Annotated in this window: 19 protein-coding genes and 3 pseudogenes; 12 read left to right on the top strand and 10 right to left on the bottom strand. The window is 68.9% G+C overall.

The window, feature by feature from the left end:
* The first annotated feature begins 355 nt into the window (after nt 1-355).
* A complete protein-coding gene (locus OIM89_RS26135) occupies nt 356-1,213 on the top strand; it encodes a 3-hydroxybutyryl-CoA dehydrogenase (RefSeq protein ID WP_030695529.1) in 858 nt (285 codons plus the stop codon).
* A 274-nt stretch (nt 1,214-1,487) separates the two neighbouring features.
* Nucleotides 1,488-2,703 (top strand): annotated as a pseudogene (locus OIM89_RS26130) (IS110-like element ISSgr1 family transposase).
* Nucleotides 2,704-3,327: 624 nt separating this feature from the next.
* On the opposite strand, the gene OIM89_RS26125 reads toward OIM89_RS26130, so the two are convergent.
* Complete coding sequence (locus tag OIM89_RS26125) at nt 3,328-3,855, bottom strand: histidine kinase (protein WP_226965044.1); 528 nt, start codon at nt 3,853-3,855, stop codon at nt 3,328-3,330.
* Between the two features lie 78 nt (nt 3,856-3,933).
* Between OIM89_RS26125 and OIM89_RS26120 the strand changes: the two genes are divergently transcribed.
* A complete protein-coding gene (locus tag OIM89_RS26120) occupies nt 3,934-4,659 on the top strand; it encodes an SDR family oxidoreductase (protein ID WP_030632291.1) in 726 nt (241 codons plus the stop codon).
* Between the two features lie 256 nt (nt 4,660-4,915).
* Here OIM89_RS26120 and OIM89_RS26115 read toward each other — a convergent pair whose 3' ends face one another.
* Entirely contained in the window at nt 4,916-5,857 is a 942-nt protein-coding gene (locus tag OIM89_RS26115; protein ID WP_030632294.1) for an AraC family transcriptional regulator, read from the bottom strand.
* An 80-nt stretch (nt 5,858-5,937) separates the two neighbouring features.
* Between OIM89_RS26115 and OIM89_RS26110 the strand changes: the two genes are divergently transcribed.
* Together OIM89_RS26110 and OIM89_RS26105 are read left to right on the top strand one after the other, a co-directional pair.
* Entirely contained in the window at nt 5,938-6,780 is an 843-nt protein-coding gene (locus OIM89_RS26110; protein ID WP_003949696.1) for an NAD(P)H-binding protein, read from the top strand.
* Between the two features lie 98 nt (nt 6,781-6,878).
* Complete coding sequence (locus OIM89_RS26105) at nt 6,879-7,490, top strand: NAD(P)H-dependent oxidoreductase (protein WP_003949695.1); 612 nt, start codon at nt 6,879-6,881, stop codon at nt 7,488-7,490.
* 31 nt (nt 7,491-7,521) lie between these two features.
* Here OIM89_RS26105 and OIM89_RS26100 read toward each other — a convergent pair whose 3' ends face one another.
* Both OIM89_RS26100 and OIM89_RS26095 read right to left on the bottom strand, forming a co-directional pair.
* Entirely contained in the window at nt 7,522-9,411 is a 1,890-nt protein-coding gene (locus OIM89_RS26100) for a S9 family peptidase (protein WP_264491665.1), read from the bottom strand.
* A gap of 1,052 nt (nt 9,412-10,463) precedes the next feature.
* Nucleotides 10,464-11,135 carry a DUF3159 domain-containing protein gene (locus tag OIM89_RS26095; protein ID WP_008405917.1) on the bottom strand — a complete coding sequence of 224 codons (672 nt, stop codon included), beginning with the start codon at nt 11,133-11,135 and terminating at the stop codon, nt 10,464-10,466.
* 890 nt (nt 11,136-12,025) lie between these two features.
* Here OIM89_RS26095 and OIM89_RS26090 point away from each other — a divergent pair.
* The gene (locus tag OIM89_RS26090; RefSeq protein ID WP_003949692.1) at nt 12,026-12,463 is read left to right on the top strand and encodes an HIT family protein; all 438 of its coding nucleotides are present in this window, start codon (nt 12,026-12,028) and stop codon (nt 12,461-12,463) included.
* A gap of 310 nt (nt 12,464-12,773) precedes the next feature.
* Here OIM89_RS26090 and OIM89_RS26085 read toward each other — a convergent pair whose 3' ends face one another.
* Nucleotides 12,774-13,535, bottom strand: coding sequence for a TetR/AcrR family transcriptional regulator (locus OIM89_RS26085; protein ID WP_049978650.1), 762 nt, complete (start codon nt 13,533-13,535; stop codon nt 12,774-12,776).
* A 417-nt stretch (nt 13,536-13,952) separates the two neighbouring features.
* On the opposite strand from OIM89_RS26085, the gene OIM89_RS26080 reads away from it, so the two are divergent.
* The 5 genes and pseudogenes from OIM89_RS26080 (at nt 13,953) to OIM89_RS26060 (ending at nt 19,641) form a co-directional block, all read left to right on the top strand.
* On the top strand, nt 13,953-15,713 hold the full coding sequence (locus OIM89_RS26080) for a CocE/NonD family hydrolase (RefSeq protein WP_030088356.1): 1,761 nt from the start codon (nt 13,953-13,955) through the stop codon (nt 15,711-15,713).
* Nucleotides 15,714-16,166: 453 nt separating this feature from the next.
* A pseudogene (locus OIM89_RS26075) lies at nt 16,167-17,542 on the top strand (IS1380 family transposase).
* A gap of 215 nt (nt 17,543-17,757) precedes the next feature.
* Complete coding sequence (locus tag OIM89_RS26070; protein ID WP_107049075.1) at nt 17,758-18,018, top strand: helix-turn-helix transcriptional regulator; 261 nt, start codon at nt 17,758-17,760, stop codon at nt 18,016-18,018.
* Between the two features lie 139 nt (nt 18,019-18,157).
* Nucleotides 18,158-19,429: a tyrosine-type recombinase/integrase gene (locus tag OIM89_RS26065; RefSeq protein ID WP_107070030.1), complete on the top strand. Its 1,272-nt coding sequence runs from the start codon at nt 18,158-18,160 to the stop codon at nt 19,427-19,429.
* The gene (locus tag OIM89_RS26060) at nt 19,429-19,641 is read left to right on the top strand and encodes a 3-hydroxyacyl-CoA dehydrogenase family protein (protein WP_257204568.1); all 213 of its coding nucleotides are present in this window, start codon (nt 19,429-19,431) and stop codon (nt 19,639-19,641) included. The genes OIM89_RS26065 and OIM89_RS26060 overlap by 1 nt, the downstream gene beginning before the upstream one ends.
* 168 nt (nt 19,642-19,809) lie before the next feature.
* Here OIM89_RS26060 and OIM89_RS26055 read toward each other — a convergent pair.
* Nucleotides 19,810-20,126, bottom strand: a pseudogene (locus OIM89_RS26055) (hypothetical protein); the annotation flags it as partial.
* A 179-nt stretch (nt 20,127-20,305) separates the two neighbouring features.
* On the opposite strand from OIM89_RS26055, the gene OIM89_RS26050 reads away from it, so the two are divergent.
* The gene (locus tag OIM89_RS26050) at nt 20,306-21,358 is read left to right on the top strand and encodes an aldo/keto reductase (protein WP_030696448.1); all 1,053 of its coding nucleotides are present in this window, start codon (nt 20,306-20,308) and stop codon (nt 21,356-21,358) included.
* A 62-nt stretch (nt 21,359-21,420) separates the two neighbouring features.
* On the opposite strand, the gene OIM89_RS26045 is transcribed toward OIM89_RS26050, so the two are convergent.
* Genes OIM89_RS26045 through OIM89_RS26030 form a run of 4 tightly spaced genes read right to left on the bottom strand, consistent with a single transcriptional unit; the run spans nt 21,421 to nt 25,741 of the window.
* A complete protein-coding gene (locus OIM89_RS26045) occupies nt 21,421-22,512 on the bottom strand; it encodes an alpha-hydroxy acid oxidase (protein ID WP_264491664.1) in 1,092 nt (363 codons plus the stop codon).
* Between the two features lie 59 nt (nt 22,513-22,571).
* Nucleotides 22,572-23,909 (bottom strand): PLP-dependent aminotransferase family protein, encoded by a 1,338-nt coding sequence (locus OIM89_RS26040; RefSeq protein WP_175458473.1) that lies wholly within the window; start codon nt 23,907-23,909, stop codon nt 22,572-22,574.
* The gene (locus OIM89_RS26035) at nt 23,910-24,824 is read right to left on the bottom strand and encodes a prephenate dehydrogenase (RefSeq protein WP_264491663.1); all 915 of its coding nucleotides are present in this window, start codon (nt 24,822-24,824) and stop codon (nt 23,910-23,912) included. It abuts the gene before it with no gap.
* Nucleotides 24,824-25,741 carry a phytanoyl-CoA dioxygenase family protein gene (locus OIM89_RS26030; protein ID WP_030696452.1) on the bottom strand — a complete coding sequence of 306 codons (918 nt, stop codon included), beginning with the start codon at nt 25,739-25,741 and terminating at the stop codon, nt 24,824-24,826. Before OIM89_RS26030 ends, OIM89_RS26035 begins: the two co-directional genes overlap by 1 nt.
* Nucleotides 25,742-25,743 lie beyond the last annotated feature (2 nt).

Here is a 25,743-nt window from a genome sequence, read left to right as displayed (position 1 = left end):
GTGCGGCGCCCTGGTCACGCACCGCCACCGGCCCCCGCCGCACGAGGCGCCCACGCCCCCGCACCACGGCGTGCGGATACTCACAGCCGAACCGCCCCGCCGCTGACGACCACCCCGTCCGCCCTTCCCGCACGAGACCGGCGCACCCCGAAGCCCCTCCACTCCCTTTGCCCGCTTCGCACCTTCAGCGCACTTCGCACCTTTTTCACCTTGTGCGGCTTTCTGCGAGCCGGAGCCGACGCCCCGCCTCGCCACGGGAGCACTCATCCGGAGTAACGTTCAGCGTTCAGGCGCACGTCCGCACCCTGGACGTAGCCGGTCCGAAGATCAGCGAGAGACACGAGGGACGGACTCGATGGCGGATATCGCACGCGTCGGCGTAGTCGGCTGCGGCCAGATGGGAGCGGGCATCGCCGAGGTGTTCGCCCGGTCCGGGCTCGACGTGATGGTCGCCGAGACCACCGGCGAGGCCCTGGAGATCGGCCGCACCCGCCTGCAGAACTCCCTGACCAAGGCAGCGGCGCGCGGGAAGATCACCGAGGACGAGCTGAACGAGACCCTGGAGCGGCTGACCTTCACCACCGACCTCGGCGAGTTCGCCGACCGGGACCTCGTGATCGAGGCCGTGGTGGAGAACGAGCAGGTCAAGACGGAGATCTTCCAGGTCCTCGACCAGGTCGTGACCCGCGAGGACGCCATCCTGGCCTCCAACACCTCCTCCATCCCGCTGGTCAAGCTGGCCGTGGCGACCAGCCGCCCGGACCAGGTCATCGGCATCCACTTCTTCAACCCGGCTCCCATCCAGAGCCTGGTCGAGCTGATCCCGGCGCTGACCACCTCCGAGGGCACCATCAGCCGTGCCCAGGCCGTCGTGGAGAAGCTCCTCGGCAAGCACGCGATCCGCGCCCAGGACCGCTCCGGCTTCGTCGTCAACGCGCTGCTCATCCCCTACCTCCTCTCCGCCATCCGCATGTTCGAGTCGGGCATCGCCAGCCGCGAGGACATCGACAACGGCATGGAACTCGGCTGCGCCCACCCCATGGGCCCCCTCAAGCTCTCCGACCTGATCGGCCTCGACACGGTCGCCTCGGTCGCCGACTCCATGTACGCGGAGTACAAGGAGCCCCTGTACGCCGCTCCCCCGCTCCTCCAGCGCATGGTCGACGCGGGGCGCCTCGGCCGCAAGACGGGGTCGGGGTTCTACGCCTACTGACCGTCCCCCCCCGTTATGTTTTTCGTGGTCCTGCAACGGGGCCGCTGGCCTCCGGGCCCGGTATGACTGTTGCCCCCTGTCGAACGTGATGACCTGGGGGGTGGTGTCGCCAGGGTCCGGGGGTGTTCGTCGGAGACGCTGATCAGAGGTCCGGCCACCGCCTGGTCCGGCGCAATGCCGGACGGTTCGCGGGCGGCAGGTCTGCATAACGTGGATGCGCGAGCACGACACCCAAGCCGAGGCCGGCACCGTCAACATCCCCGGAAAGGGCGCGATGTTCGAGATCGAAGACGTGGGCGTGTTCCTCGGCCTGGACGTCGGCAAAACCGCTCACCACGGCCACGGACTCACCCCGGCCGGGAAGAAAATCTTCGACAAACCGCTACCCAACAGCGAGCCGAAACTGCGGGCCGTCTTCGACAAGCTGACCGAGAAGTTCGGCACCGTCCTGGTCATCGTGGACCAGCCCGCCTCCATCGGCGCCCTCCCGCTGACCGTCGCCCGCGACGCCCGCCGCGTCGCCTACCTGCCCGGCCTGGCCATGCGCCGCATCGCCGACCTCTACCCCGGCGAGGCCAAGACCGACGCCAAAGACGCCGCCGTCATCGCCGACGCCGCACGGACCATGCCGCACACCCTGCGCTGCCTGGAACTCACCGACGAGATCACCGCCGAACTCACCGTGCTGACCGGCTTCGACCAGGACCTCGCCGCCGAAGCCACCCGCACCTCCAACCGGATACGCGGCCTGCTCACCCAGTTCCACCCCAGCCTCGAACGCGTCCTGGGCCCCCGCCTGGACCACCAGGCCGTCACCTGGCTCCTGGAACGTCACGGCTCCCCGGCCGCCCTGCGCAAGGCTGGCCGCCGCCGGCTCGTCGAACTGATCCGCCCCAAGGCCCCGCGCATGGCACAGCGCCTAATCGACGACGTCTTCGACGCCCTCGACGAGCAGACCGTCGTCGTCCCCGGCACCGGCACCCTCGACACCGTCGTGCCCTCCCTGGCCGCTTCGCTGGCCTCCGTCCACACCCAGCGCCGTGCCATGGAAGCCCAGATCAACACCCTGCTGGAGGCCCACCCTCTTTCCCCGGTCCTGACGTCGATGCCCGGCGTCGGCGTCAGGACCGCCGCAGTCCTACTGGTCACCGTAGGCGACGGCACCAGCTTCCCCACCGCCGCCCACCTCGCCTCCTACGCCAAGCCTCGCCCCGACCACGAAGTCGTCCGGGACCTCGATCCACGGCGAACACGCACCCCGAGGCGGAAACCGGCAGCTCAAACGCGCCATGTTCCTCTCCGCCTTCGCCTGCATGAACGCCGACCCCGCCTCCCGCACCTACTACGACCGCCAGCGAGCCCGCGGCAAAACCCACACCCAAGCCCTCCTCCGCCTCGCTCGCCAACGCATCAGCGTCCTGTTCGCCATGCTCCGCGACGGCACCTTCTACGAACCCCGGACACCGAAAAACGTCGAGCTCGCCGCATAACCCCAGCAACCCCGAACCACCCCAAACCCGACAGGGATGCCTTGACGAAAGACATAGAGGCCCCCCCCGGGCGGGCCGTCGCTCACGTCGGCAGGCCCGCCGGGGCACGTTCCTCCAGTTCAGGACCGTGTACGTCCCGAAGAGCCTCGTCTCCTCCTGCCGACCCGACACCATGCCGGAGCGTTGCGGAGCGACGGCGCGGATGCGCGGGCCCGAAGCCCTGGGCCTTTCAGCGCTGTCGCAGCCTTCCGTTCTTGTACTGCGAAAACTCCCTCGGATGTCCCTCCGACAGAGCTGAAAGTCCCTGAAAAGTCCCTGGCAACTCGGACCTGGGACCTACGCATTACGAGACCGAGAGCGATCATGTTGACCGGTGCAGCGTGATGCGGCCTGGAGACATCTGAGCTGATCAGAGAAGGTGCACCGTGTTGGGGCGTGCTGCCTCGTGCTGCCGCGTCCAAAGGCATCTGTCCACCGGCTGTCCACCGCTGCACCTCGGCGCTCACCCCCGTGACGACCACCCTCTGGCCCGTCGGCACCGCGGAGGCCGCCCAGCCACTCAGCCGTCCGCGCTTGTCCGTGTTGCACAAGCGCCCAGTGCATAGGCGCTTCGCAGCAAGGGCATCAACCACCCAGGGAGGAGGCGTCCCGTCGTTCGCCGCTCCGCGGATCGAAGTCGACACAGGCTCCGGTGGGACGGGCCGTCTCGATCAGACCGGAAAGAGTGTCGAGGGATTTGACGCCCTCGTCTTGGTGACCGACACCGCGGAGCAGTCCGACCAGACGACGCAGGTCATCCAGGATCGCGTTGCTCTGCTTGCGGATCTCCAACGCTCCGGAGCGGGCCTCGCCCGGTGCCGAGGCGGTCTGCCGAGCGACGACCGAGGCCATCAGTGAAATTCCGGACAGACGGTGGGCGACGATGTCGTGCAGTTCGCGCGCCATCGCCGCCCGTTCCAGGGCGAGGGCCTCACCGATCTTGGCATCCCGCTCACGGGTGACCGCCGCCAGAGTCTCCTGCTGCGCGGCCCGCGTCGCGCGCTGCGCGGCGATCACGGAAGCCGGCAGCGGTGCGACCCGTAGGGCGGCCGCGGAAATCCCGCCCGCCCGCACGAACCGCGGGCCCTCCGCTCCGGTGGCATGGATCGGCACAGGAGACGCGTGAGTAGAGTGACTATTTGATCGATCATTCATCGGTCCCTACTCGGAGGGCCGGACAAGGTGGGACAAGTGGACCAGCGAGTGACTGTGGTCACCGGCGGCAGTCGGGGCATCGGCGCGGCGATCTGCCTGCGGCTGGCGGCCGAGGGGCACGATATGGCCGTGGGCTACCGGTCGGACGCCGAGGCCGCGGAGGGCGTGGCCGAAAGGGTGCGTGCGCTGGGCCGGGCGGCTGTGGCAGTCGCGGTCGACACCGCCGACGCGGCAGAGGTGGACCGTTTGTTCGATATTGCTGCCGAGTACCTGGGGCCGGTCACCGGGCTGGTGAACAACGCCGGCGTGAGCGGGCCGGTGGGAGCACTGGCCGACGCCGACCCTGAGGGGATGCGACAGGCCCTGGGAGTCAACGTCCTCGGATACCTGCTTTGTGCCCGTCGGGCCATCAGGGACATGGCGGCGGGCGGGGCTATCGTGAACGTCTCCTCCGCAGCCGCGACCCTGGGCAGCCCGGGGACCTACGTCCATTACGCTGCGGCCAAGGCCGCCGTGGACGCCATGACGGTGGGACTGTCCAAGGAAGTGGCGGCCGACGGGATCCGGGTCAACTGCGTGGCACCGGGCACGATCTGGACCGATTTCCACGCCGACCCGCAGCGGCCCGCCAAGATCGCGGCACTCGTCCCCATGGGCCGCGCCGGCCAGCCCGAGGAGATCGCCGGAGCGGTCGCCTGGCTGCTCTCGGACGACGCCTCCTACGCGACCGGCACGGTGATGCGGATCGCCGGCGGGATGTGACCACAGACGACTCCGGCACCTCGGACAAGGCCGGCGGCCCTCCCACAGGGAGTCCGTTCCCACGCAGAGCCGGAACAGCGCTCCCGCGCGGCTGTCGAACACCACACCGAGCAAAGGTATCGAGCAGAGGGGCTCACTACTTCGGCGAGCTGACACGCCCTGCCGGTCATGGCCCACGTGCGGTGCGGGGGCGCAAACGCCCAGCTCGCCGGTCGCGGACTTCTTGCGTGAGTCCGGCGTCCGGCACATGGGTGCGTCAGCGTGCTTCGGTGGTCCGGCGGTAGGTGCTGGGTGTGACGCCGCGGGTCCGTTTGAAGGCCACGCTGAACGCGAACGGGTCCGTGTAGCCGACGGTGCGGGCAATGGACGCGACGGTAGCGGAGGGCTGCTCGGCCAGAAGGTCCGCGGCGAGTGTCATGCGCCAGTGGGTGAGGTAGGCCAGCGGCGCTTCGCCGAGCAGCTCGGTGAACCGCTTGGCCAGTGTCGAGCGGGACACTCCGGCACGGCGGGCCAGTGCGGCCACCGTCCAGGGCGCGGCCGGTTCGGCGTGCAGCAGGCGCAGGGCCTCGCCGACCACCGGGTCCTTCTGCGCGGACCACCAGGCCGGGGGACGCCGACCTGGCTCGTCGAGCCAGGTGCGCAGCGTGCACACCAGCATCCAGTCCAGGAGCCGGTCGAGCACCACCTGCTGGCCCGGTTCGTCGCGGGAGACCTCGGCGGCGAGATGATCGAGCACCGGGTCGCCGTCGCCGCCGGCGGGTACGCGCAGCACGACGGGCAAGCTGTCCAGCAGCCGGCGGCCAATCTCGCCGCTCATCGGGTAGGCGCCGATGACCAGGGTCGTTGTGCCGTGCCCCTCCCCGTCCTCGCCGGGTTCGTGCCAGCCGAGCCGATGGCGGGTGCCGCCCTGCTCGGGGGCGGCGCACTCCTCACTGCAGACGAGGGGCTCGGCAGTGGTTGCCGGGTCGTCGACGAAGGTGAAGGTCGCGGGGCCGCGCACCACGACCGTGTCGTGGGGGCCGAGCCGTTCGGGCGGATGGCCGTCCAAAACGATCCAGCCGGTGCCTGTGAGAACGGTGCACAGAGTCAGTGGGGGCCCGTCCACGAAGTGCAGGGACCAAGGTGGGGACAGCGTCGAACTACCGAACAGTGAGCCGTGCGCTCTCACGCCTCGAAACAGCTCGCTGGTGATGTCCACCCCACCAGAGTAGACGATTACAAAGGCAAGGCGGCTCTTCACCCATGGGAACGTCCGGGCGGCCCGTGTTGAGTGGAGCCATGAACACACACACTTGTCTTGTGGTTGGCGCGACCGGCCGGACGGGGCGCCGTGTCGCAGCCCGGCTGCGACTTCGCGGCATCCCGGTGCGCGCGGCCTCCCGGTCCAGCCAGGTCCACTTCGACTGGTCCCAGCCGGCTGGCTGGGACGCCGTCCTGCACGGCATCTACGCGGCCTACGTGGTGCCCCCGCCGGTGCCGGGCCCGGTGCACGCATTCGCGGCGCGGGCAGCGGCCGCCGGGGTGCGACGGCTGGTGCTCCTCTCCGGCCGCGGTGCGGACGGCTGGGGCGGCTCCATGTTCGGGCGCAACATGGTCTCCGCCGAGGAGGCCGTCCGCGGTGCGCCTCTGGAGTGGACCGTGCTGCGAGCGTCCAACTTCGCCCAGAACTTCGGCGAGGACGTATTCCACGCACCGCTGCTCGCCGGCGAACTGGCGCTGCCGGCCGGGGACGTTCCCGAGCCCTTCGTCGACGTGGAGGACATTGCGGACGCTGCAGTCGCGGCACTGACCGAGCGTGACCGGCACGTGCGGCAGGTCTACGAGCTGAGCGGGCCCCGCCCCGTCAGGTTCGCCGAGGCCGTCGAGCTGATCGCGCGGGCATCCGGACGGACGCTCACCTACCGGCAGATCACCTGTGACGCGTACGTGGCGGAGCTCGTCGGGCAAGGCGTAAGCCGGCACGAGGCCGACGAGGTCGCCGAAATGTTCGCGTTGATGGCGGGCGGCTCGGTCTCCGAGACGACCGGCGACCTCACCACCGTGCTGGAACGCGCGCCGCGAACCCTCGAGGAGTACGTCGTCCGCGCGGCCGCTGCCGGCGTCTGGAATGCCCCGCAGTGAGGCGCCGACCACACCCCGGCTGCTCACGGACCGCATCCCCGCACACCCACACCCGCGAAGACCTCCGAAACCCGGCCCACACCTAAGGACGTACCGCCATGAGCACAGACGAGACCTCTCGCACCCTTCTTGTCACCGCGCACCCCGACCCCGGCTCCCTCACCCACTACATCGCGGAACGTCTCAGCACAGCCCTGCGCCCCGGCGCCGTCGAGGCCGCAGACCTGCACCAGGAGGGCTTCGACCCCCGGTTCACCTCGGCGGACCGTCGCGCCTACCAGGAGGGCGGCGGCCACCCACCCGACGTGGTTCGCGAGCAGCAGCGCCTGGATTGGGCGACCGACCTCGTTCTCGTTTTCCCTGTGTACTGGTGGTCCGTACCAGCCCTCCTGAAAGGGTGGATCGACCGGGTCTTCGTCAACGGCTGGGCCTTCGAGTACGCCGCCACAGGAGGAGTACTGCCCAAGCTCCAGCGACTCACGACGCACCTGCTACCGATAGCAGGCGCCGACGCCGGCGCATACGAGCGGCACGGCTACGAGATGGCGCTGCGCACACAACTCACGCACGGTCTCATCGACTACGTCGGCAGCCAGCGCGGAGCCACCGCCTTCGTCCACGACTCCGAACAGCCTTCCACCGGGGCCGCCGTAGACCACGCGGTCCGCACGCTGGCCAGCGCCGTCGGAGCCCCTGTTTCCCGTTCCTGACCCGGGGCCCGGTGGAAGTGGGCCGCAGTGGCTATCCGTCCCTGCCGGGTCCGAGGTGTTCGCCCAGGAACCGCTCCACCGCGCGGTAGACGGCGGTCAAGTTCTCCGGGTTCTCGATGGAGTGCCCCTCGTCCCCCATGAGGATGTACTCGACGAGGGCTCCACGCGCCCGGAGGGCATGGACCATGTTGTCGGATTCCGCCTGCGCCACTCTCGCGTCGTTGGCGCCCTGGGCGATGAGCAGCGGTGTGCGGATCTGGTCCACCCGGCTGATCGGTGAGCGGGTCAGCATGTCGGCTTCCTGGTGCGGATCCGCAGGGTCGCCGACCCAGCGGAACCAGTTGGCGGCAAGGGCCGGCCGGACGAACTCCGGCTGATTGCGCAGGAAGTTCGCAAGGTCGGAGACCCCGAAGATGTCCACGGCGGCGGCGAAGACGTCGGGGGTGAAAGCGGCGCCCACCAGCGCTGCGTAGCCTCCGTAGGAGCCGCCGAGGATGGCCACCCGGTCCGGGTCCGCGTATCCCTGGGCAACGGCCCAGTCGACCCCGTCGATCAGGTCATCGTGCATCTTGCCGGCCAGCTCCCCGATACCGGCCTTCATGAACGATTTGCCGTACCCCGTGGAGCTGCGGAAGTTCACCTGCAGGACCGCGTAGCCCCGATTGGCCAACAGCTGGACCAGAGGGTTGAAACCCCAGCTGTCCCGGTCCCAGGGGCCGCCGTGCACGAGCAGAGCCAGCGGCAGTCGGTGCGGCTCCACCCCGAGCGGCAGCGTCAGGTGCGAGGGAAGCGCAAGACCGTCCCGAGAGGTGATCGTCACCGGTGTCATAGACGCCAGTTGCTCGGGATCCAGGTGACCACGGGGACGGAACAGGAGCCGGCTCTCGCCTGAGGAATGGTCGTAGTAGTACGCGGCCCCAGGATCGCGGTCGTGGGTGAAGCTGACGACCCACCGCTGCCCGATCTCGTCTGACGAGATGTCGGCCAGGTCGCCGGCGGACAGTTTCTCCAGGTTTTCCAAGACCTCGGCGAAGTGCGGGTCCAGCGCCTTGATCACCTGTCGTTCCCCGAGATATCGAACCCCGATGAGTTCACCGGTACGCCGACTGAAGATCAGAGGGGAGGGCAGCGAGGGAAACACGCGGGCCCGAGTGTCCAGGTCGTAGCGCGGGTGAGAGTCAACCACAGTCTCTTCACCAGTCACCGTGTCCAGCCGGACCACACGAAGCCTGTCCGAGTCCTGGTACGAGCCATGGAGCACACCACTTCCGTCAGGAGTGACCTCCAACGGATAGACGCCCAGCGGATAGTCCCCACCCTCGAACCACGCCAGGTGGCACGAGGTCTGCGTGGACTCGTCCCACCGTGAGAGCCGTAGGTCGCCTCGTTCGCTGACCTCGCTGGTGAGGGGGCCCGCACTGCCGCCGTAGAAGAGAGTGACGGCCGCGCCCGCGGTGTTCTCCGCGAGCATCCGCAGGTCACCGGTGGCGATATCCAACTCGAAGAGGTCGAACACAGCGGGATTCCGGCTGTTGGAGGAGAACACCGCCTTCCCCGGCCGAGAGGTAGGAAGCTTCAGATCTGTGATGCGCGCACCGGGAAACGGCGTCAGGTCGACAGCCGCTGCGTCCGGGACGTCGAGATCGACTCGGTACAGGTGACTGTTCTCGTCGCCGCCCTGATCCCGGGTATAGAGCAGCCACCGCGGATCATCCGTCCAGTGATAGCTCAGCAGGTTGCGGTCCTCAGAGGTGACCCGCCGCGCCTCCTCCGGCGCTTCGACACTCCCGACCCACAGGTTCAGACGGTTCTCCCAAGGAGCCAGATAAGCAATCTTTGTGCCATCCGGCGAGATAGAGGCCCTCGAACGCCTTGGAGGCGCGAAGAACTCCTCAACGCTGATGATCGTCGGCAATGCCATATCAGTCCTTCCCGTTGTTACGCCGGACAGCAACGGCAGAACCCCGGCGGTGGCAAGGAACCTGAGCGGGTACGCAACCTTGAGTCGCCGCCTTCCCGCAGCCACAGCTGTCACTTAGTGACAGTGTCACTAAGTGACAGGTTGTGTCAACTGTCGCTGCGGACAGTCGGCCAGATACCGGGAGACGGTGAGCCTGCACGGCATGGATGCCGTATCGACTCTCCGGCGGGCCGGTCGGGCCGGAGGTTCAGGTCGTCCCGGGCCAGGATCCGGTGGACGGTGGCAGCCGGCACCCAGAGATCGGGCCGAGTTCGCCCGGGTGCCACACGGGCGGCGACAGGTCATCTCCGAGGGCCGACCAGCGCATGGGCGGTGATGCATGCCGACGGCCATCAATACAGCGGGGCAACTGGCGGGCGCAGCGTCGGGCGGGGCCAGGGGCCAGCCGGCGAGCCCGTCCGGGTCGGACGGGGCAAAGAGGGCGACGGCCGACCATGCGACGACCGGCAGCCAAGCATGCTGTGCGCCGAACAGGGCCGCACCCAGGGCCGCGAATCCGGTCAGCCCGGCCGCATTCCAGGCCAAGAAGCCGACTGTCGCAGCCTTCACACACCCCAGGCGCGAGCAGTTCCTGGCAAGGTTCCCACTCCCGCATGACCTCCGTCTCATCGCCACCGAGGGCCCCTGCCATCGGTCCGGCCAGCGCACCCACCCGGGCAATCGGGCCGCCGCTGATTTCCTCATGGTCGACCTCCTGTAAGGCGCCGAGGCGGCCGCGAGTGCACCCGCACCCTGATGCCGCCGGCAGGCGGGTCAAGGCGGCCGGTAAACACTCGACCAATTCGCCTTCCCCCCTGACCGCAGCCCCTCAGCCAGGCCGTGCGGGCGCATGCAGTGCGTGGCCGCACATGATCGCAGCGACGGCATGAAGCACCGGCCCATAGAAAGCGCGTCCGCCGAATCGGACGTCGCCGTGACCGATGCGAGTACACACGCCTCCGGACGGGCTGCGCGCAGCCCGTCCGGAGCGGATGGAGATCGGAAGTGCCGAGTCAGGTGCGCTTGGCAGGCAGCAGTCCCGCCACCTTCAGCCGCTTGTCGGAAGCCCGGGCGGCCCAGGCGACGACCAGGACTCCGAGGGCGAGGAGCGGGTAGCCCATGGCGATCTTGGCGAAACCCAGCGAGCCGACCTCGTCGGCCTGGTAGAGGTACTGCTGAACGGCGAATCGAGCACCGAAGATGACAGCCAGCACCAGGGTGGCGATGTCGTAATAGAGCCGCGAACGCCCGTCCGCACGCCAGACAACACCCTTACCGGTCGTCGCGTTCCAGATCAGTCCCGCCAGAGGCCAGCGCACCACCACAGAGACAACAAAGGCGACGGCGCCGGCCAGGCTCGCCCAGATGCCGATGAGGAAGAAGTCCTTGGCGGACCCCGTATACCAGGAGACGCCGGCTGCGACGGCTACGCCGAACACGCCGCCCAGCGCCGGCTGGATCGACTCCCTGCGCACCAGCCGCTGCGCCGCGATGCCGCCGGCGACCAGGAGAGCGGCCAGGATGCCGACCTTGAGTCCGCCGACGCCGTTGGCGACGACGAACACCAAAGCGGGCAGCGCCGAGTAGACGACACCTTTGACTCCGCCCGCCTGTTCGAGCACCGTCTCTTTCCCCCGACCTGCCTCCCGCGCGACAGCCGCCTCCCGGGAACTCGTGTCCTGCATAGCGATCCACACCTCTGGGTCAATTTAAGCGTCAGCAGCTTGCGTTGACGTCACTAAGTGACACATTGCCATTAAACGTCAGTCGTCGCCACCCTGCCTGATGTAACCCACGCCACAACCCCGCGAGATCTCGCACAGTGAGTCGCTCGTCATCAGGGCTGGCCGCCGGGTGCGCACGGCTGCTCGCCGTCGCCCGCCTGGAGAGGGCGCGAGGCCTCGATGGCAGTGCTCGCGCGGTTCGGTGGGAGCCTAGGCCCGAGGGGTCGTGCGCGCGCTACGGACGGCGATGAGGGGCAGCGACCAGGGGAGACAGACAGCGCAAGCTGGCGCGCGCCGTCGGCAACCCACCTACGACGTCGCCTGCTGATGTCCGGCTGAACGGAGAACCCAGGCCGAGTGACTGCGACGAAGGGTCCGCACGCCGCAGCCGACGACGACCCGCGCTTGCTATGGATCGAGCCGCCCGCGTGGCGCTCGTTCATCGGACCGGCCCCTCGAGGTCGCCGCCACGGTTCCGGACGGAGGAGCTACTCAGCGGACTCGATCACGTCGTGGTCCTGCCTGCCCGGCTCGCAGCACGGGCGCTGCGCACTGCACTAATCTGCCATGCTCTTGAACGGATGAGCTTCGTCGAGCAACCGACCGTCGCAGGCCCTTTCATCCAGTCGGCGAACGAGCCGGCGCGTTCGGCGTCACAGGTACTGCCCTTGCCGAGCATCGTTGTTCCGCACTCCGGCGTTCGGTTAGTCGAGCGTCCGGTTCCATGGAGTCAAGCCAGTGACGCTGGTCGAGCGGTCGTGTCAGGCAACGACGGCCAAGGGCCGCGGCCGTCGTTGCCTGATCCGTGCCCCGCTGCCCACACCCTGACGCTCCTGAGGAATATTGCACGTATGACTACTGTGTTCTCTCGCATCATCACTGGGGAGTTGCCCGGACTCTTCGTCTGGCAAGATCCGGAAATCGTCGCTTTCCTCTCCATAGCTCCGTTGCGGCCTGGCCACACCCTTGTGGTGCCACGACGTGAGGTCGATCGGTGGACGGACATCGACGGGCCCCTCCTGACGCGTTGCTTCGAGGTGGCCCAAGCCGTGGGGCAGGGGGTGCAGCGGGCCTGGAACGCTCCGCGCGCCGGGCTCGTCGTTGCGGGCTTCGAGGTACCGCATCTGCATATACACGTCGCGCCGGTCTGGGACATGACCGACTTCGATTTCAGCAAGGCCAAGCAGGAGGAAGACCCGTCGGCGCTGACCGGAGCAGCGGTAAAGCTGCGTGCCGCCCTGCTGGAACTGGGTTATGAACAGGCTCGGGGCTGCACCTCCGGAGCATGAACGATCACGCAGCCTGTCGGTATCCGTTCGAGGCTGACGTGGCATCACCAAGAGGCCGGGCCGCGTCCGCTCGCCACCCAGGAGCACACGGCTCATGCCCCCCGTTCGCCCTCAGCCCTCCACACCTGTGGGTGGGCAGTTGCAAGGATCGGCCAGCCAGGAGGGGCGGGGTGCGTCGGAGGCTGCTGACGTGGGTCCGGTACACCTCGCCCCCCCTCGAGATCGACGGACCACACGGACGACTCCTTGCCCAACTCCCCTCCCTCCGGCCCGGCGCCCTCGGCGAGGGGGGCTCGACGCCGTCCACGCTCTACAGCTCCTTCTGGGTGAGTTCGCAGACCTCCACCCCGCCCTCAGTACGCTGCACGGCGACACCTTCGGGCGCCGACTCGGCGGGTACCTCGGCGACGTGGACCGGGTCACCCACGGCGCCACCGGTGGCCGTGCGGACGGCATCGGCGATGAAGGCGAAATTCTCGTCACCGAGCTTCCGGGGATCAGTGCCGTCCAGAAGGCCTGCTCCCACGTACTCGTTGAGGACTCGTAGGGCGGCAGAAGCAGCCGCGGCGTGCAGACGTACCTGCAGGTCGTCGTGCTCACGTCCGAGCCGGGTCGCGATGACTGCGGCCAGTTCGTGTTCGACTTGATCGCATGCCATCAGCCAGGCCGTACGCAGGGCCGGCTCGGTATCACCCAGTCGCATCATCTTCACGCCCAGCCCGGCATCGGCCTGCTCCTGCGTGTCGATCTCGCTGACCAGCCGCTTCGCCTCCGTGGCAAAGTGCTCCTCCAGCGAGCGGTGCAGCGGCCAACTGCGCAGAGTGGCCAGTTCCCACTCCACGCTCTGCGCGATGATCGGCTCTGCACAGCTCTCCTTGCTGCGAAAATGGCGCCAGATGGTGCGGGTCGACAAGCCCACCGCCTCAGCGATCTGGTCACCGCTCGTCCCGTCGACGCCCTGCGCCCAGAACAGACGTGCAGCCTCCCGCGAGATCTCCAGACGTACACGACGACGACGCTGCTCGCTCATCCCACCGCGGCCGCGCCTGGCCGTGGCCTCTTCCTCGGCCATCTCTTCACCACCCGTTCCCATAATTTTCACCTAGCGCCACATTGGCACTAAGTGACGTTTTTCGCCAGTCTCTCGCGGCACAGCTCCAGCATTGCCCGGCCCCGATTCGCAGCCCGAGTGGACCGACAGGTGGATCTCGCCGCGAAACCGGTCAGGTGCGACGACCGCACCCCGGGAAGTGCGCCCGAACGACTTCACAGCACACTGCCGCGGACCCGAAGTCGACCGAGCCCCTCGCCGCGTGGCCACGCGGCCACGCGGCGAGCCAGGATGGCGGGACCCACTTGCCACACTCGTCACTTAGTGACATTGTCACTAAGTGACAGGATGGTGGTCGGCCGATTCCTTGCAGGGGTGACCTACGCGTGTGAGTGCCGCCCTTCCGCGCCTGCCCGCACCAGAAGCCAGGAGTACTTCATGAGGAAACGATCAGCCGCAACCGCCGCAGCACTGATCACGGCCTGCGCCGTGACCGGCGCCCTCACGGGGGCAGCCGTCGCCACGCCGGGCCGGGTGACCGACGGCAACCGAGCAGAGAAAACAGTTGTTGCCACGGCCACCCGTTCGGTGACCCATGAGGAGAATGAACGGGTGCCGGAGGGGGCGCGCTGGACCCAGCACTACTTCCCCTCCTCGGACGGCTCCGGGACCGAGCTGCACGCCGATGTTCTGCTTCCCGAAAACCTTCCCGAGGGCACGAAGGTGCCCGTCGTCATGTCGGCCGGCGCGTACTTCGGCCACTCCGGGCAGATGGAGGTGAAGGAAGAGCACGCCGGCCCCTCGGGGCGCTTCCAGGACCTGCTGGAAGGCACCGCCCTGCTCGACAAGGGGTACGCCTTTGTCATGGTGGACACCCGCGGCTTCGGCGGCTCCACTGGATGCCTCGACCTCGGCGGCCCCGGGGACCAGGCCGACGTCAAGGCCGCGATCGACTGGAGCTCGAAACAGCCCTGGTCCACCGGAGCGGTGGGAATGTACGGCAAGTCCTTCGACGCCTACACCGGCCTCCTCGGCAACAACGCGAAGAACGACGCGCTGAAAGCAGTCGTCGCCCAGGAGCCCATCTGGGACCTGTATGAGCACCTGCACTCCAACGGTGTACCCCGCCCGAACAGCGTGCAACTACCCACCAGCTACAACCGCATCGCCAGCCTGGCCCAGTTGCCGGACGAGGACAAGCGATACCGGACCAACGCCGCGTACGAGACGAAGCACCCCGAGTGCCTGGCACTCAACTCCTTCGGCCCCACCATCGGCGACCCGGAAGACCCGTACTGGAAAGACCGCAGCCCAGCCACGAAGGCGAAGGACACCGACACCCCGCTCCTGTTCACCCAGGGCACCACCGAAACCAACACCCTCCCCGTGGGAATGGAGGAGTTCCTCCACAACCACCGCGGCCCGCAGCGCGCCTGGATCGGCCCCTGGGACCACGTACGCGGCAACGACCGCACGCAGGAAGGGAAGTTCGCGATGGGCCGCGCGACCTGGTTCAAGGAGACAATGTCCTTCTTCGACGAACACCTCAAGGACATAGATCCCAAGGTCACATACCCGAACTACGCCGTCCAGGACAACCTCGGCAACTGGCGCGCCGAGAAGTCCTGGCCCACAGCGAACCGCTCCGCGAACCTCCGACTCGGCAACGGCTCGTACCTGGACAGCGGAGCAGGCTCACAGCCCACACCACCGGAAGAGGAAACCGGTCGTAATGCCGGAAGCTTCTTCATCTGGTCCGAACCTCTCAAGGCAGCCACCCGAGTCACCGGCACACCCAGGATCACCCTGACGGCCAGGGGTGAAGGCAACGTCATGGTCAAGCTGCACGACGTAGGCCCCGACGGAAACGCCGTCGCATTCGACGAGCGAGTCTCCCGCCTGGACCAGGACCACCTGAACATCAGCCTGAAGTCGACCGACTGGACCCTGCGAGCCGGCCACCGCCTCGCCGTGGAAATCGGCTCGGTACGAACCGGCGACTGGCTCGACACCCCCTCCAAGCAAAAGATCCAGATCAGCAACGCCCGCCTCCATCTGCCCCTGGACCACCCGGCCGAAGACACCGCCACCGACGGCGACCGAGCCCCATGGATCGACACCTACACACAGATCAACGCCGCGAAGCCGACGCCAGGCCCCGCCACCTTCACCGTGCCCCCAGCCGATACACGACGCTGAGGAACGCCACACCGCTCGGCATCCTGATCACGCCGGTTCGTGAGGGGCTGTCAAACCAGCGACCCTGTCTCACTGCCTCCGAAGCGGATCCCTACAGGTTTGTGAGGACTCAACAGTCTCGATTCTGCCGATCGTCCAACATCGGAGAAGGTCTCACACCACCTTCACCAGGACGACAGCAGAATCCCCTGACGGGGCATCAGGCACGCCTGTCCACCGATTGTCCACCGCGCCCCACTGCACGCCCCCGACTCACTATTCCCAGGCACGAAAAGGGCAGGTCAGAGGATCGCCACACGCGTAGGGCCAGGGCAGCTCCACCTGTGACCTAGCCTCGCGCTTTCACGCGGCAGGGCGTCCGGTAGGTGATCAGAAACGCGGAGAGTGCTCCTGACCTGCAACGATGGGACTTGTCTAGGGTCCAGGTCGTCGCATGAAAGAAGCACTCTCCAGGTGAAGAAGCGTATCGGGTTCTACCCGCGTGTCCGTACCGAAGGCGGTGGTCGCGGGGTGGTTTCCCAGGCCGGCGGGGTGCTGCTGGTGGAGACGGTCCGCAAGGCCGGTCTGGATCAGGCGATATCGGCGACGCTGGCGCCGTGGCGCAAGCCACGGGCGACCCATGATCCGGGCAAGATCCTGCTGGATGTGGCGCTCGCGGTCGCGCTGGGCGGCGACTGCCTGGCAGACGTCGGCATGCTGCGGGCCGAGCCGGCGGTGTTCGGGCCGGTGGCCTCCGATCCGACGGTCTCCCGGCTGATCGACGCGCTGGCAGCGGGCGGGAAGCGTGCGTTGACCGCACTGCGCCAGGCTCGCGCTCAAGTCCGTGAAACGTGTGGACGTTGGCCGGTGACGCGGCGCCGGACGCGGCCGGGCAGGTGGTCGTGGACCTGGACGGGGTGCTGGTCATCGCGCATTCCGAGAAGCAGGGCGCGGCCGCGACCTGGAAGAAAACCTTCGGGCACCACCCGCTGATGGGGTTCGTCGACCACGGCCGCGGCGGGTCCGGGGAGCCGGTGGCCGCCCTGCTGCGGCCCGGCAACGCCGGCTCCAACACCGCCGCCGACCACATCGAAGCCGCCCGGCTCGCCCTGGTGCAGCTGCCCAAGAAGTACCGGCGCGGACGGCGGACGCTGATCCGCACCGACTCCGGCGGGGGCACCCACGAGTTCGTCGACTGGCTGTCCGCCCGAGGCCGGTGGCTGTCCCACTCGGTCGGCATGACCATCACCGATGCCATCCACCACGCGGTCCTGAAGGTCCCGGCATCGGCCTGGACGCCGGCCGTCGAGCCCGACGGCGAGGTCCGCGACGGCGCCTGGGTGGCCGAGATCGGGGGCGACTGCCTCAAGGGCTGGCCCAAGGGGATGCGGCTGATCGTCCGGAAGGAACGGCCGCACTCCGGCGCCCAGTTGCGCCTCACCGACGCCGACGGCATGCGCCTGACCTGCTTCGCCACCAACACCAAGAACACCCCGATCGCCGAACTGGAGCTGCGGCACCGGCAGCGGGCCCGCGCCGAGGACCGCATCCGCGCCGCCCGCGCCACCGGCCTGCGCAATCTCCCCCTGCACGACGCCGCGCAGAACCAGATCTGGCTGGAGATCGTCCAGATCGCCCAGGAGCTGCTGGCCTGGATGCCGATGCTCGCCCTCACCGGCCAGGCCCGCAGGTGGGAGCCCCGCCGCCTGCGGCTGCGGCTGTTCTCCGCGGCCGCTCATCTCGTCACCACCGGACGCCGCCGCATCCTCCGCCTCGCCAAGCACTGGCCCTGGACCGGCCTGATCACCGACGCCCTGCAACAGCTCGCAGCACTGCCGAACCCCGGCTGACCAGCAACCCCCCGTCCCCACGAGCAGCACCACCCACCCGGAGCCGTGGAACCCGGCGCCCACCCGACGCGACAGCCGGGCCACCAACCTGCCTACCTGCAGAAATAACCACCGCGAACAAGCCGAAAGGGCCCGTCAGCAAGCTGACGGACCCTCATGCAAGATCGAGGTCAGGGACTCTTGCAGTCGGTCGATTCGACAGGCAGGTGCGCACCATGGACGAGAGCAAGAACTGCATGCCCGAAATGGCATTCCTCACGTTGCACAAAGCGGCGGTCTATCTCGGCATCTCTCCCAACACCCTTTACGTGTGGCGCCATCGCCGACAAGGGCCGCCGAGCTTCCAGATGGGCCGACGCGTGATGTACAGGATTTCCGCGCTTGACGAGTGGGTGGACCGGCAGGAAAGGGCGGACTCTCGATCGAATCCTGCCTTGAATCCACTGAACCGCAAGCCGCTGCGTCGCACATCGTGACGTCCACGGCAGCACAGAGCATCGACTCCAAACCGACATCAATTCCGACTGCCACAGCGGGATATGACCTGTCGCGAAGAAGCGTTCCCAACACCGTCAAGCACCCGGAACGCATCATTCGCACAGGTAGGAGGCCCTCATGGCGGGCTACATCGAGGATCGTTGGCTCAAAAAGAGGCCGGACAAGGCGACCGGCAAGCGAGAGCGTACTTCCATTTGGGGGAAGGGGAAGCGGTACCGAGTCAAGGGCATTCCTGGTATCCAGGACAGGTCCTTCGACACCAGCGAGGACGCCAAGCGCTGGCTCGCTGAGGCTCAGACGGACTCCAGCAGGGGCGACTTCGTCGACCCGCGGAATGGCGCCATCTTGCTCACCGATTACATCGTCGACCACTGGTGGCCCAGTCGAACGGATGAGCCGTCAACTGCGGGCCCCATGCGGAGCCGGATCTGGAACCACCTGATTCCCCTGCTCGGTTCGTATCCTCTGCGTGAAATCGACGCCTCGGCCCTTCGCCGGTTCAGGGCCGACTTGCTCTCTCGAGTCGAGGAGTCTTCCGCCGAGATCATATGGATACACCTCACCACCATCCTGAACGCCGCTGTTGATGACAAGCGCCTGCTGAAGAGTCCCATCGCTGCCCATCGATCGATCAAACGGCCCAAGCCGGTCGACAAGAAGGCGAAGGCGTGGTCTCGAACCACAGTCGACGCGGTGCGGGAGGGTCTACAGGAGCGGTACCGGATCGCCGTGGACCTCGGGCTCACACTCGGAGTTCGCCAAGGCGAGGCGCTCGGCCTCGCGGAAGAGGACTTCGACTTCAGGTCGGAGGTGGTCCACATACGGCGCCAACTCCGCTGGGACGGGAAAGGGCGGCCGTACTTCTGCCTCCCCAAGGGCCGAAAGACCCGTGATGTTCCCCTTCCGCCGAACCTCGCCCGCCGCGTTCGGCTCCACTTCCAGCTCTTCCCGCCGGTCGAGTGCACCCTGCCGTGGCGTAATCCTGAGACGCCGACGACCGAGTTGGAAGAGCGTCAGCGCAAGCCGATCACCCTGCGACTCGTGCTGAGCACCTCCCACGGGCTTCGGATCAATCCCGGTACTTGGAACGAGCGCAGCTGGAAGCCCGCTCTCGTAGCCGCAGGGGTTCTGCGCCAGGTCGGCGAGAAGGCGGAGAGTTACGGTTCCCGCGTCCGCCTCCACCCCGTCTACGAGCGCTCACGGCCGGACATGTTCCACGTCCTGCGCCATACCTTCGCGAGTGTGCAGTTGGAGGCCGGCGAGTCCATCGTGAGCGTGGCGACCTGGTTGGGGCACTCCTCCCCGAAGGTCACGCTCGACTACTACGCTCACTTCATGCCTGGCGCAGGCAAGCGCGGGCTGGCCGCGATGGATACGTGGCTCGTGTGATGCAGGCTCGAAAGTCCCCGAGAAGTCCCTGGCGCCGTCAAAGCCGCCACACAACCGACGAAACCGCAGGTCACAGGGCTATGCGCAACGCCGACCAGTTGTACGCCGAGTACAAGGAGCCCCTGTACGCCGCTCCCCCACTCCTCCAGCGCATGGTCGACGCGGGCCGGCTGGGCCGGAAGACGGGCTCGGGGTTCTACGCGTACAACTGACCACCCGTCCCGGTGCCCGGCGCTCACCCCGCCGGGCCCGCCTGGGCACGTTACGCGAGGCCAGGGCCGCGGACGGCCCCTGTAGAGCTCGGGCCCCGGACGGCTGTCCCGTAAGTGATCTTCTGGGTGGTCCGGGTGTGGCGGTCTCCCGGGCCGCGTGTTCGCTCGGCCGGTGCGGGCGAGGCTGCGCGGGCGTGCGATGCCGAGCATGGCGTGGTGGGCACCGTTCGCCCTTCAGGCGGCAGTCGCGGAGGATCTTCCCGCTCTTCATGCGGGCGGAAGCGTGCTCGACGCGGGGCGCTGACCCGTCCACGACGGTCAGCGTCCTTCCTGCCAACGGTGTCCTTCGCGAAGCGCTTGCGCGGCTGGAGCGCGGGCTTCGGGCCGAGGTGGTCGACGACCCGGTCCGCAGTCGACTTCAAGGCCCCGAAGAGCGGCGCGAGCTGCCGCAGCGTCAGGTTCGTCCGCCCGTACGCCGTGATCACACCAGCCACACCAGGATCGTTTCGTCCGGGACCAGGCGTCTCGGCGCCACGGCCCGGACCTGCTGGAGCAGGGTTCCCGGGTTCCGCCGGACGCCGCGAAGATCCCCACCCCCACCCCTCCCAAGTCCTAGACTGGCCAAGCCGATTCACGCCCCCACCCCCTGCGACGGAGTGCCCGTATGCGTTATCGAGTTCTCGGTAAGACCGGTATCGAGGTCAGTACGCACTGTCTCGGCACGATGATGTTCGGGGGTGCCGGGAATCCTGATCACGAGGACAGCGCGCGGGTGATCAACGCGGCCTTGGACGCGGGGATCAACTTCGTGGACACCGCCGACATGTACGCGACGGGAGAGTGCGAGGAGATCGTCGGGAAGGCGCTCAAGGGGCGGCGGGACGATGTCGTGCTCGCGACGAAGGTGCACTTCCCGATGGGGAAGGGGCGCAACCGGAGCGGGAACTCGCGCCGGTGGATCGTGCGGGCCGTCGAGGACAGTCTGCGGCGGCTGGACACGGAGTGGATCGACCTCTACCAGGTGCACCGGCCCGACCACACGACGGATGTCGAGGAGACGCTGTCCGTCCTGAGCGACCTGGTGCGGGAGGGGAAGATCCGGGCGTTCGGCTCGTCCACCTTCCCCGCCGAGGACCTCGTCGAGGCGCATCATGTGGCGGAGCGGCGCGGGCTGATGCGGATGCGGACCGAGCAGCCGCCGTACTCGATCCTGGCGCGCGGCGTCGAGCGGTCGGTGCTGCCGACCGCGCGGCGGCTGGGGCTGGGCGTGCTGACCTGGTCGCCGCTGGCCTCGGGCTTCCTCTCCGGCAAGTACCGTGAGGGCCGGCCGGTCGACCTCACCACCGGGCGGGCCAAGCGCACGCCGAAGCGGTTCGACCCGGCCGTGCCGGGCAACGCCGCCAAGCTCGCGGTCGCCGAGCAGCTCATCGCCCTCGCCGAGGAAGTGGGGTGCGGTCTGCCGGAGCTGGCCGTCGCCTTCCCGCTGGTGCACCCGGCCGTCACCTCGGTGATCATCGGCCCGCGCACCATGGACCAGCTCACCTCGCTGCTCGACGGCGCCGACCTGGTGCTGGAGGACGCCGTGCTCGACCGGGTCGACGCGATCGTGGCCCCCGGCACCGATCTCTACCAGCCCGACGGCGTGTGGCAGCCGCCGTCGCTCACCCAGCTCGACCGGCGCAGGCGCCCGCTCGGGGAGCGGGCCGCCGCGGAGTAGCCGCGTACGGGAGTCGGACGTGGGGTCCGGCCGGCGCTGTGGTAAGCCGGACCCCACGGTGTTCAGGACGGGAGACGGCCGCAGACGGGATACGCGACGCCGGACCGCCCGAAGTCGGCGACGGTCGGTGCCCCCATCAAGGCCATCACCTCCTCGAACTGGTCGATGAGCAGCCGCAGCACTCCGGCGACCCCCGCGTCGCCGGAGTGGGCGAGGCCCCACAGGGCCGGGCGTCCCAGCATCACCGCGTCCGCCCCCATGCAGAGCGCCTTGGCCAGGTCGGCGCCGTGCCGGATCGCTCCGTCGAGGATGACCGGGCAGCTCCCGCCGACGGCGTCCACCACCTCGGTGAGGCACTCCGGGGCGCTGCGGGCGAAGTCGAGCTGACGGCCGCCGTGGTTGGAGACGATCAGTCCCGAGACCCCGTGCTTGACCGCCAACTCCGCGTCCTCGCCGGTGAGTACGCCCTTCAGCACCACCGGCAGCGAGGTCACCTCCCGCAGCCAGGCCAGGTCCTCCCAGGTGATGGAGGCGTCGAACTGCTCCCGCGAGTGCCGGGCCAGGGCCGACTCCCCCGCTCTGCTGCCGTGCGAGGCGGCCATGACCTCCGTGGAGAGGTTGACCGCGCGGACGCCGGGCGGGACGGCGAACCCGTTGGCCGCGTCCCGGGGCCGGTACGCGACCCGGGGGGCGTCGACCGTCAGGACCAGCGCCCGGAAACCGGCGGCCTCGGCCCGCCGGATCAGGTCGCGCATCACCTCGCGGCGCCTGAGCCAGTACAGCTGGAGCCAGAGCGGCCCGCTCGCCGCGGCCGCGATGTCCTCCAGGGTCCGGCTAGCGAACATGCTCACGGTGAGCAGCGCGCCCGCCTCGCCCGCGCCGCGCGCCGTGGCCACTTCGCCCTCCGGGTGGGCGAGTTGGTGGTAGGCCATGGGGGCGACGGCCAACGGCGCCGCGAGCCGCGCGCCCAGCAGGTGGGTGCCCGGGTCGCAGCGGGAGACGTCGACCAGACAGCGCGGCCGCAGCCGGACGCGGTCCAGGGCCTCCCGTCCCGCCGTCAGCATCGACTCGGTGCCGCTGCCGCCGGCGAAGAAGTCCCACACCGGGCCCGGCAACCGCTCCTCGGCCGCTGCCTCGTACGTGTGCAGCGCCATCACCACATCGTCTCCGTTCTCCGTTCTCCGTACGGTCAGGGGGTGGCGGACCGTCGCCGTCAGGCGGCCGTGCCGGTGATCTGCGCGGTGATGAAGGCGGCCAGCCGGGCGATGCCCTCGGTGATCGCCTCCGGGCTCTGGGAGCTGCACGAGAGCCGCAGCTGACGGGTGCCGCCGCCGTCGAGATGGAAGTCGCACATCGGCGTCCAGAGCACGCCGAAGGCGCGTGCGGAGAGCTCCAGGGCCTTGTGGTCGGCGGTGAAGGGGACGTCGACCACAAGGAAGAAGCCGCCGTCCGGACGGTTCCAGGAGACGCCCAGCTCGGCCCGGCGCTCTGCGGGGAAGTGCCGCTCCAACGCGTCGAGCAGGGTGTCCATGGTGGTGCGGTAGTGCGCGACGGCGGCCGAGTTGGCCTCGCGGAGCCGGCAGCCGCTCTCGACCAGCAGGCCGCCGATGACGGCCTGGCTGACGGCCGAGGTGTTGACGGTGGTCATGCTCTTGATCTTCGACAGCTCGTCCGCGAGGAGCGTCCGCCCGCCCCCGGGCCCGACCACCTCCTGGTCGGCGAGGACGTAGCCGACCCGGGCCCCGGGCAGCGCCGTCTTGGCGAAGGAGCCCAGGTGCACGACGCGCCGGCCGCGGTCGAGGGCCTTGAGCGTGGGCCGGGCCTCGCCGGTCCGGACGAAGAAGCCGTACGGGTCGTCCTCCAGGACGAGCAGCTCCTCCTCCTCGGCCACCGCCAGCAGAAGCTCCCGCGCCGCCCGGCTCATGCTCGCGCCGGACGGGTTGGCGAAGTCCGGGACCACGTAGAAGGCCCGGGGGCGCTGCCCCGCCCTCTTCGCGGCGCGCACGGCCGCCCGGACGGCCAGCGGGTCGGGCCCGTCGGGACCCTCGGGCACGGGGCGGACCTGGATGCCCAGGAGCCGGGCCACGCCGGTGATGCCCACGTAACACGGCGAGCTGACCAGCAGGGTGTCCTCGGGACGGGCGAAGAGCGCCCGCAGGGTGAGGAGCATCGCCTCCTGGCAGCCGGTCGTCACCACCACCGCTTCGGGCGGGACCTCGATCCCCTCGTCGTTGGCGACGGTCCTGGCGATCAGCTCGTGGATGATGCCGTTGGTACGGCCGTACTGGAACAGCTGGGTCCGGACCTGGTCGCGCGACCAGCCCAGCTCCTGCTCCAAGTAGGCGGTGTACGAACGGAGATGGCGGGCGAGGTCCTCCGGCTCGAAGGTGCCCTCGGCGGGGCGGCCGGGCGCGAAGGAGAGGGCGTCCGGGAAGCGCGCGACGACCTCGTTGAGGAAGTTCATCGCGTCCAGGACCGGGTCGCCGAGCGAGTCGTGCAACTCGGCGAGGGAGAGGGGGGTCGGGGTCGGCGGAGCGGTCGGCGTCGCCATTCAGGCTCCTCTCGGCGCGGCCGCGTAGGCCGTACTCGTACTGGGTGCGCCCGTGCCGCCGCGGGCAGGCAGCCGGGCCCGGCCCTGGACGCCGCGGACCAGGACCGTCGACAGCGCTTCCAGGTGCGTACGCCGCTGTTCCGGCTCGCGGGCGGTGCTCAGCCCCCGCAGGACCTCGACCGCGTCGTCGACGTCGTGGGCGAAGTCGGCGAGGACGTCGGCGACGGCCACGGCGTTCGAACCGAGGATGTCGGTCCACAGCTCGGCGCTGCCGCCGGCCAGCCGCGTCACGTCCTGGAGTCCCTGCCCGGCGAGCCCCAGCTGGGACCGTTCGCCGTGCAGCAGCCGCGCCGCCAGCAGCGTCGACACCAGGTGCGGGGTGTGCGAGGTGAGGGCGACCGCCCGGTCGTGCTCCGCGTGGGCCATCACGACCGGTCGCGCGCCACACAACTCGGCCAGGCGCTCGGCACGTTCGAGGGTCTGCGGCCGGGTCAGCGCGGACGGCGTGAGCACCCACGGCCGGCCGTGGAACAGATCGTCCCGCGCGGCCAGCGGCCCGGACTGCTCCCGGCCGCCCATCGGATGCCCGCCGACGAAACGGGCCAGGTCGCAGCCGAGCCGGGCCGCCTCCAGCTGGGGTGGTTCCTTGACGCTGGCCGCGTCCGTGAAGTCGTCGGCCAGGTCGCGCAGTTGGTGTTCCTTGAGGACCGCCGCGACCTGCTGCGGGGGCACCGCGAGGACGGCCAGGTCGACCGGTCCGCGCGGGGGGCCCGCGATGCCGGCCCCGAGGCCGGCGGCGACGCGGGCCGCCTCCTGGTCCGTGTCGATCAGGTAGGTGGCCACGCCCCGGCCCCGAAGGGCCAGGGCGATCGATGTACCGATCAGGCCGGTTCCGACCACGGCGGCACTGTCCATCAGTGTTCGCTCCACAGCAGGGGGAGGAACTCGGGGTCGGAGTAGTCCGGGGTGCCCTCGGGCGTGCGACGGACCAGCACGTCGTGGTTGTAGGCGACCTGGGTGCCGTCCGAGCGGAAGAAGTCGCGGTAGCGGTTCGCGCCGTCCTGGAGGTGGAACGAGATGGCGCGGCGCGGGCGGTCGCTCACGTTGGCACCGCTGCCGTGGTACGTGCGGCAGTGGTGGAAGTTGACGTGGCCCTTGGGGATGTGGACCGGGATCTTGCGGACCTCCGCCCCGTTGTACGCGGCGTTCTCGTCGAGCATCTGGTCCAGCTCGGAGCGGTCGCGCTCGGCGAAGTGCAGGGAGGTGCTGTCGGCCTCCGCCATCTCCTTCCACAGGTGGCTGCCGTCGACCATCGTGATCGTGCCCATCTCCTCGCCGCAGTCGTGGAAGGGGATGAACGCGGTCAGCATCTCCTCGGAGGTGGAGGTCGACCAGTAGTGCCGGTCGAAGTGCCAGGGCACGATGTTCGACTGCTCCTCGGCCACCGGCGGCTTGTAGATGAGGGTCGACTGGAACACCCGTATCTGCTCGGCGCGGGCGAGCCGCGCCGCGACCGCGCCAAGCAGCGGCTTGCGCAGGATGCGGCCGATGGTGTCGTCCTCGTAGTGGATGTAGTCGTTGTGCCGCTGGACGTCGCCCTTCTCCGGCTCCCAGTACGCCAGCTTGGGCGGGCGGGCCGGCAGCGTGCGGTCGCGGTGGCCGGCGTAGAAGCGCTCGCTGGCGGCCTCCAGCTGCTCGACCTCCTCGTCGGTGAAGAGCTTCTTCGACAGGTACCAGCCGTGCTCGGCGTAGAACGCGACGTCCTCGTCGGAGGGCAGGAGACTGCGCTCCTCCTCGGTCAGGGTGAAGGTCGTGGAGTCTTCGACGGTCATGG

This window comes from Streptomyces sp. BI87 (assembly GCF_025957665.1).
GTDB lineage: Bacteria > Actinomycetota > Actinomycetes > Streptomycetales > Streptomycetaceae > Streptomyces > Streptomyces albidoflavus.
This window is presented reverse-complemented; position numbering and strand designations above follow the sequence as displayed.

Bases quoted from the DNA above. Each gene is read 5' to 3' on its own strand.
- OIM89_RS26135 (WP_030695529.1), top strand. From the start codon at position 356: ATGGCGGATATCGCACGCGTCGGCGTAGTCGGCTGCGGCCAGATGGGA.
- OIM89_RS26110 (WP_003949696.1), top strand. From the start codon at position 5,938: ATGAACACACACACTTGTCTTGTGGTTGGCGCGACCGGCCGGACGGGG.
- OIM89_RS26105 (WP_003949695.1), top strand. From the start codon at position 6,879: ATGAGCACAGACGAGACCTCTCGCACCCTTCTTGTCACCGCGCACCCC.
- OIM89_RS26100 (WP_264491665.1), bottom strand. From the start codon at position 9,411: ATGGCATTGCCGACGATCATCAGCGTTGAGGAGTTCTTCGCGCCTCCA.
- OIM89_RS26095 (WP_008405917.1), bottom strand. From the start codon at position 11,135: ATGCAGGACACGAGTTCCCGGGAGGCGGCTGTCGCGCGGGAGGCAGGT.
- OIM89_RS26090 (WP_003949692.1), top strand. From the start codon at position 12,026: ATGACTACTGTGTTCTCTCGCATCATCACTGGGGAGTTGCCCGGACTC.
- OIM89_RS26085 (WP_049978650.1), bottom strand. From the start codon at position 13,535: ATGGCCGAGGAAGAGGCCACGGCCAGGCGCGGCCGCGGTGGGATGAGC.
- OIM89_RS26080 (WP_030088356.1), top strand. From the start codon at position 13,953: ATGAGGAAACGATCAGCCGCAACCGCCGCAGCACTGATCACGGCCTGC.
- OIM89_RS26070 (WP_107049075.1), top strand. From the start codon at position 17,758: ATGGACGAGAGCAAGAACTGCATGCCCGAAATGGCATTCCTCACGTTG.
- OIM89_RS26065 (WP_107070030.1), top strand. From the start codon at position 18,158: ATGGCGGGCTACATCGAGGATCGTTGGCTCAAAAAGAGGCCGGACAAG.
- OIM89_RS26060 (WP_257204568.1), top strand. From the start codon at position 19,429: ATGCAGGCTCGAAAGTCCCCGAGAAGTCCCTGGCGCCGTCAAAGCCGC.
- OIM89_RS26050 (WP_030696448.1), top strand. From the start codon at position 20,306: ATGCGTTATCGAGTTCTCGGTAAGACCGGTATCGAGGTCAGTACGCAC.
- OIM89_RS26045 (WP_264491664.1), bottom strand. From the start codon at position 22,512: ATGGCGCTGCACACGTACGAGGCAGCGGCCGAGGAGCGGTTGCCGGGC.
- OIM89_RS26040 (WP_175458473.1), bottom strand. From the start codon at position 23,909: ATGGCGACGCCGACCGCTCCGCCGACCCCGACCCCCCTCTCCCTCGCC.
- OIM89_RS26035 (WP_264491663.1), bottom strand. From the start codon at position 24,824: ATGGACAGTGCCGCCGTGGTCGGAACCGGCCTGATCGGTACATCGATC.
- OIM89_RS26030 (WP_030696452.1), bottom strand. From the start codon at position 25,741: ATGACCGTCGAAGACTCCACGACCTTCACCCTGACCGAGGAGGAGCGC.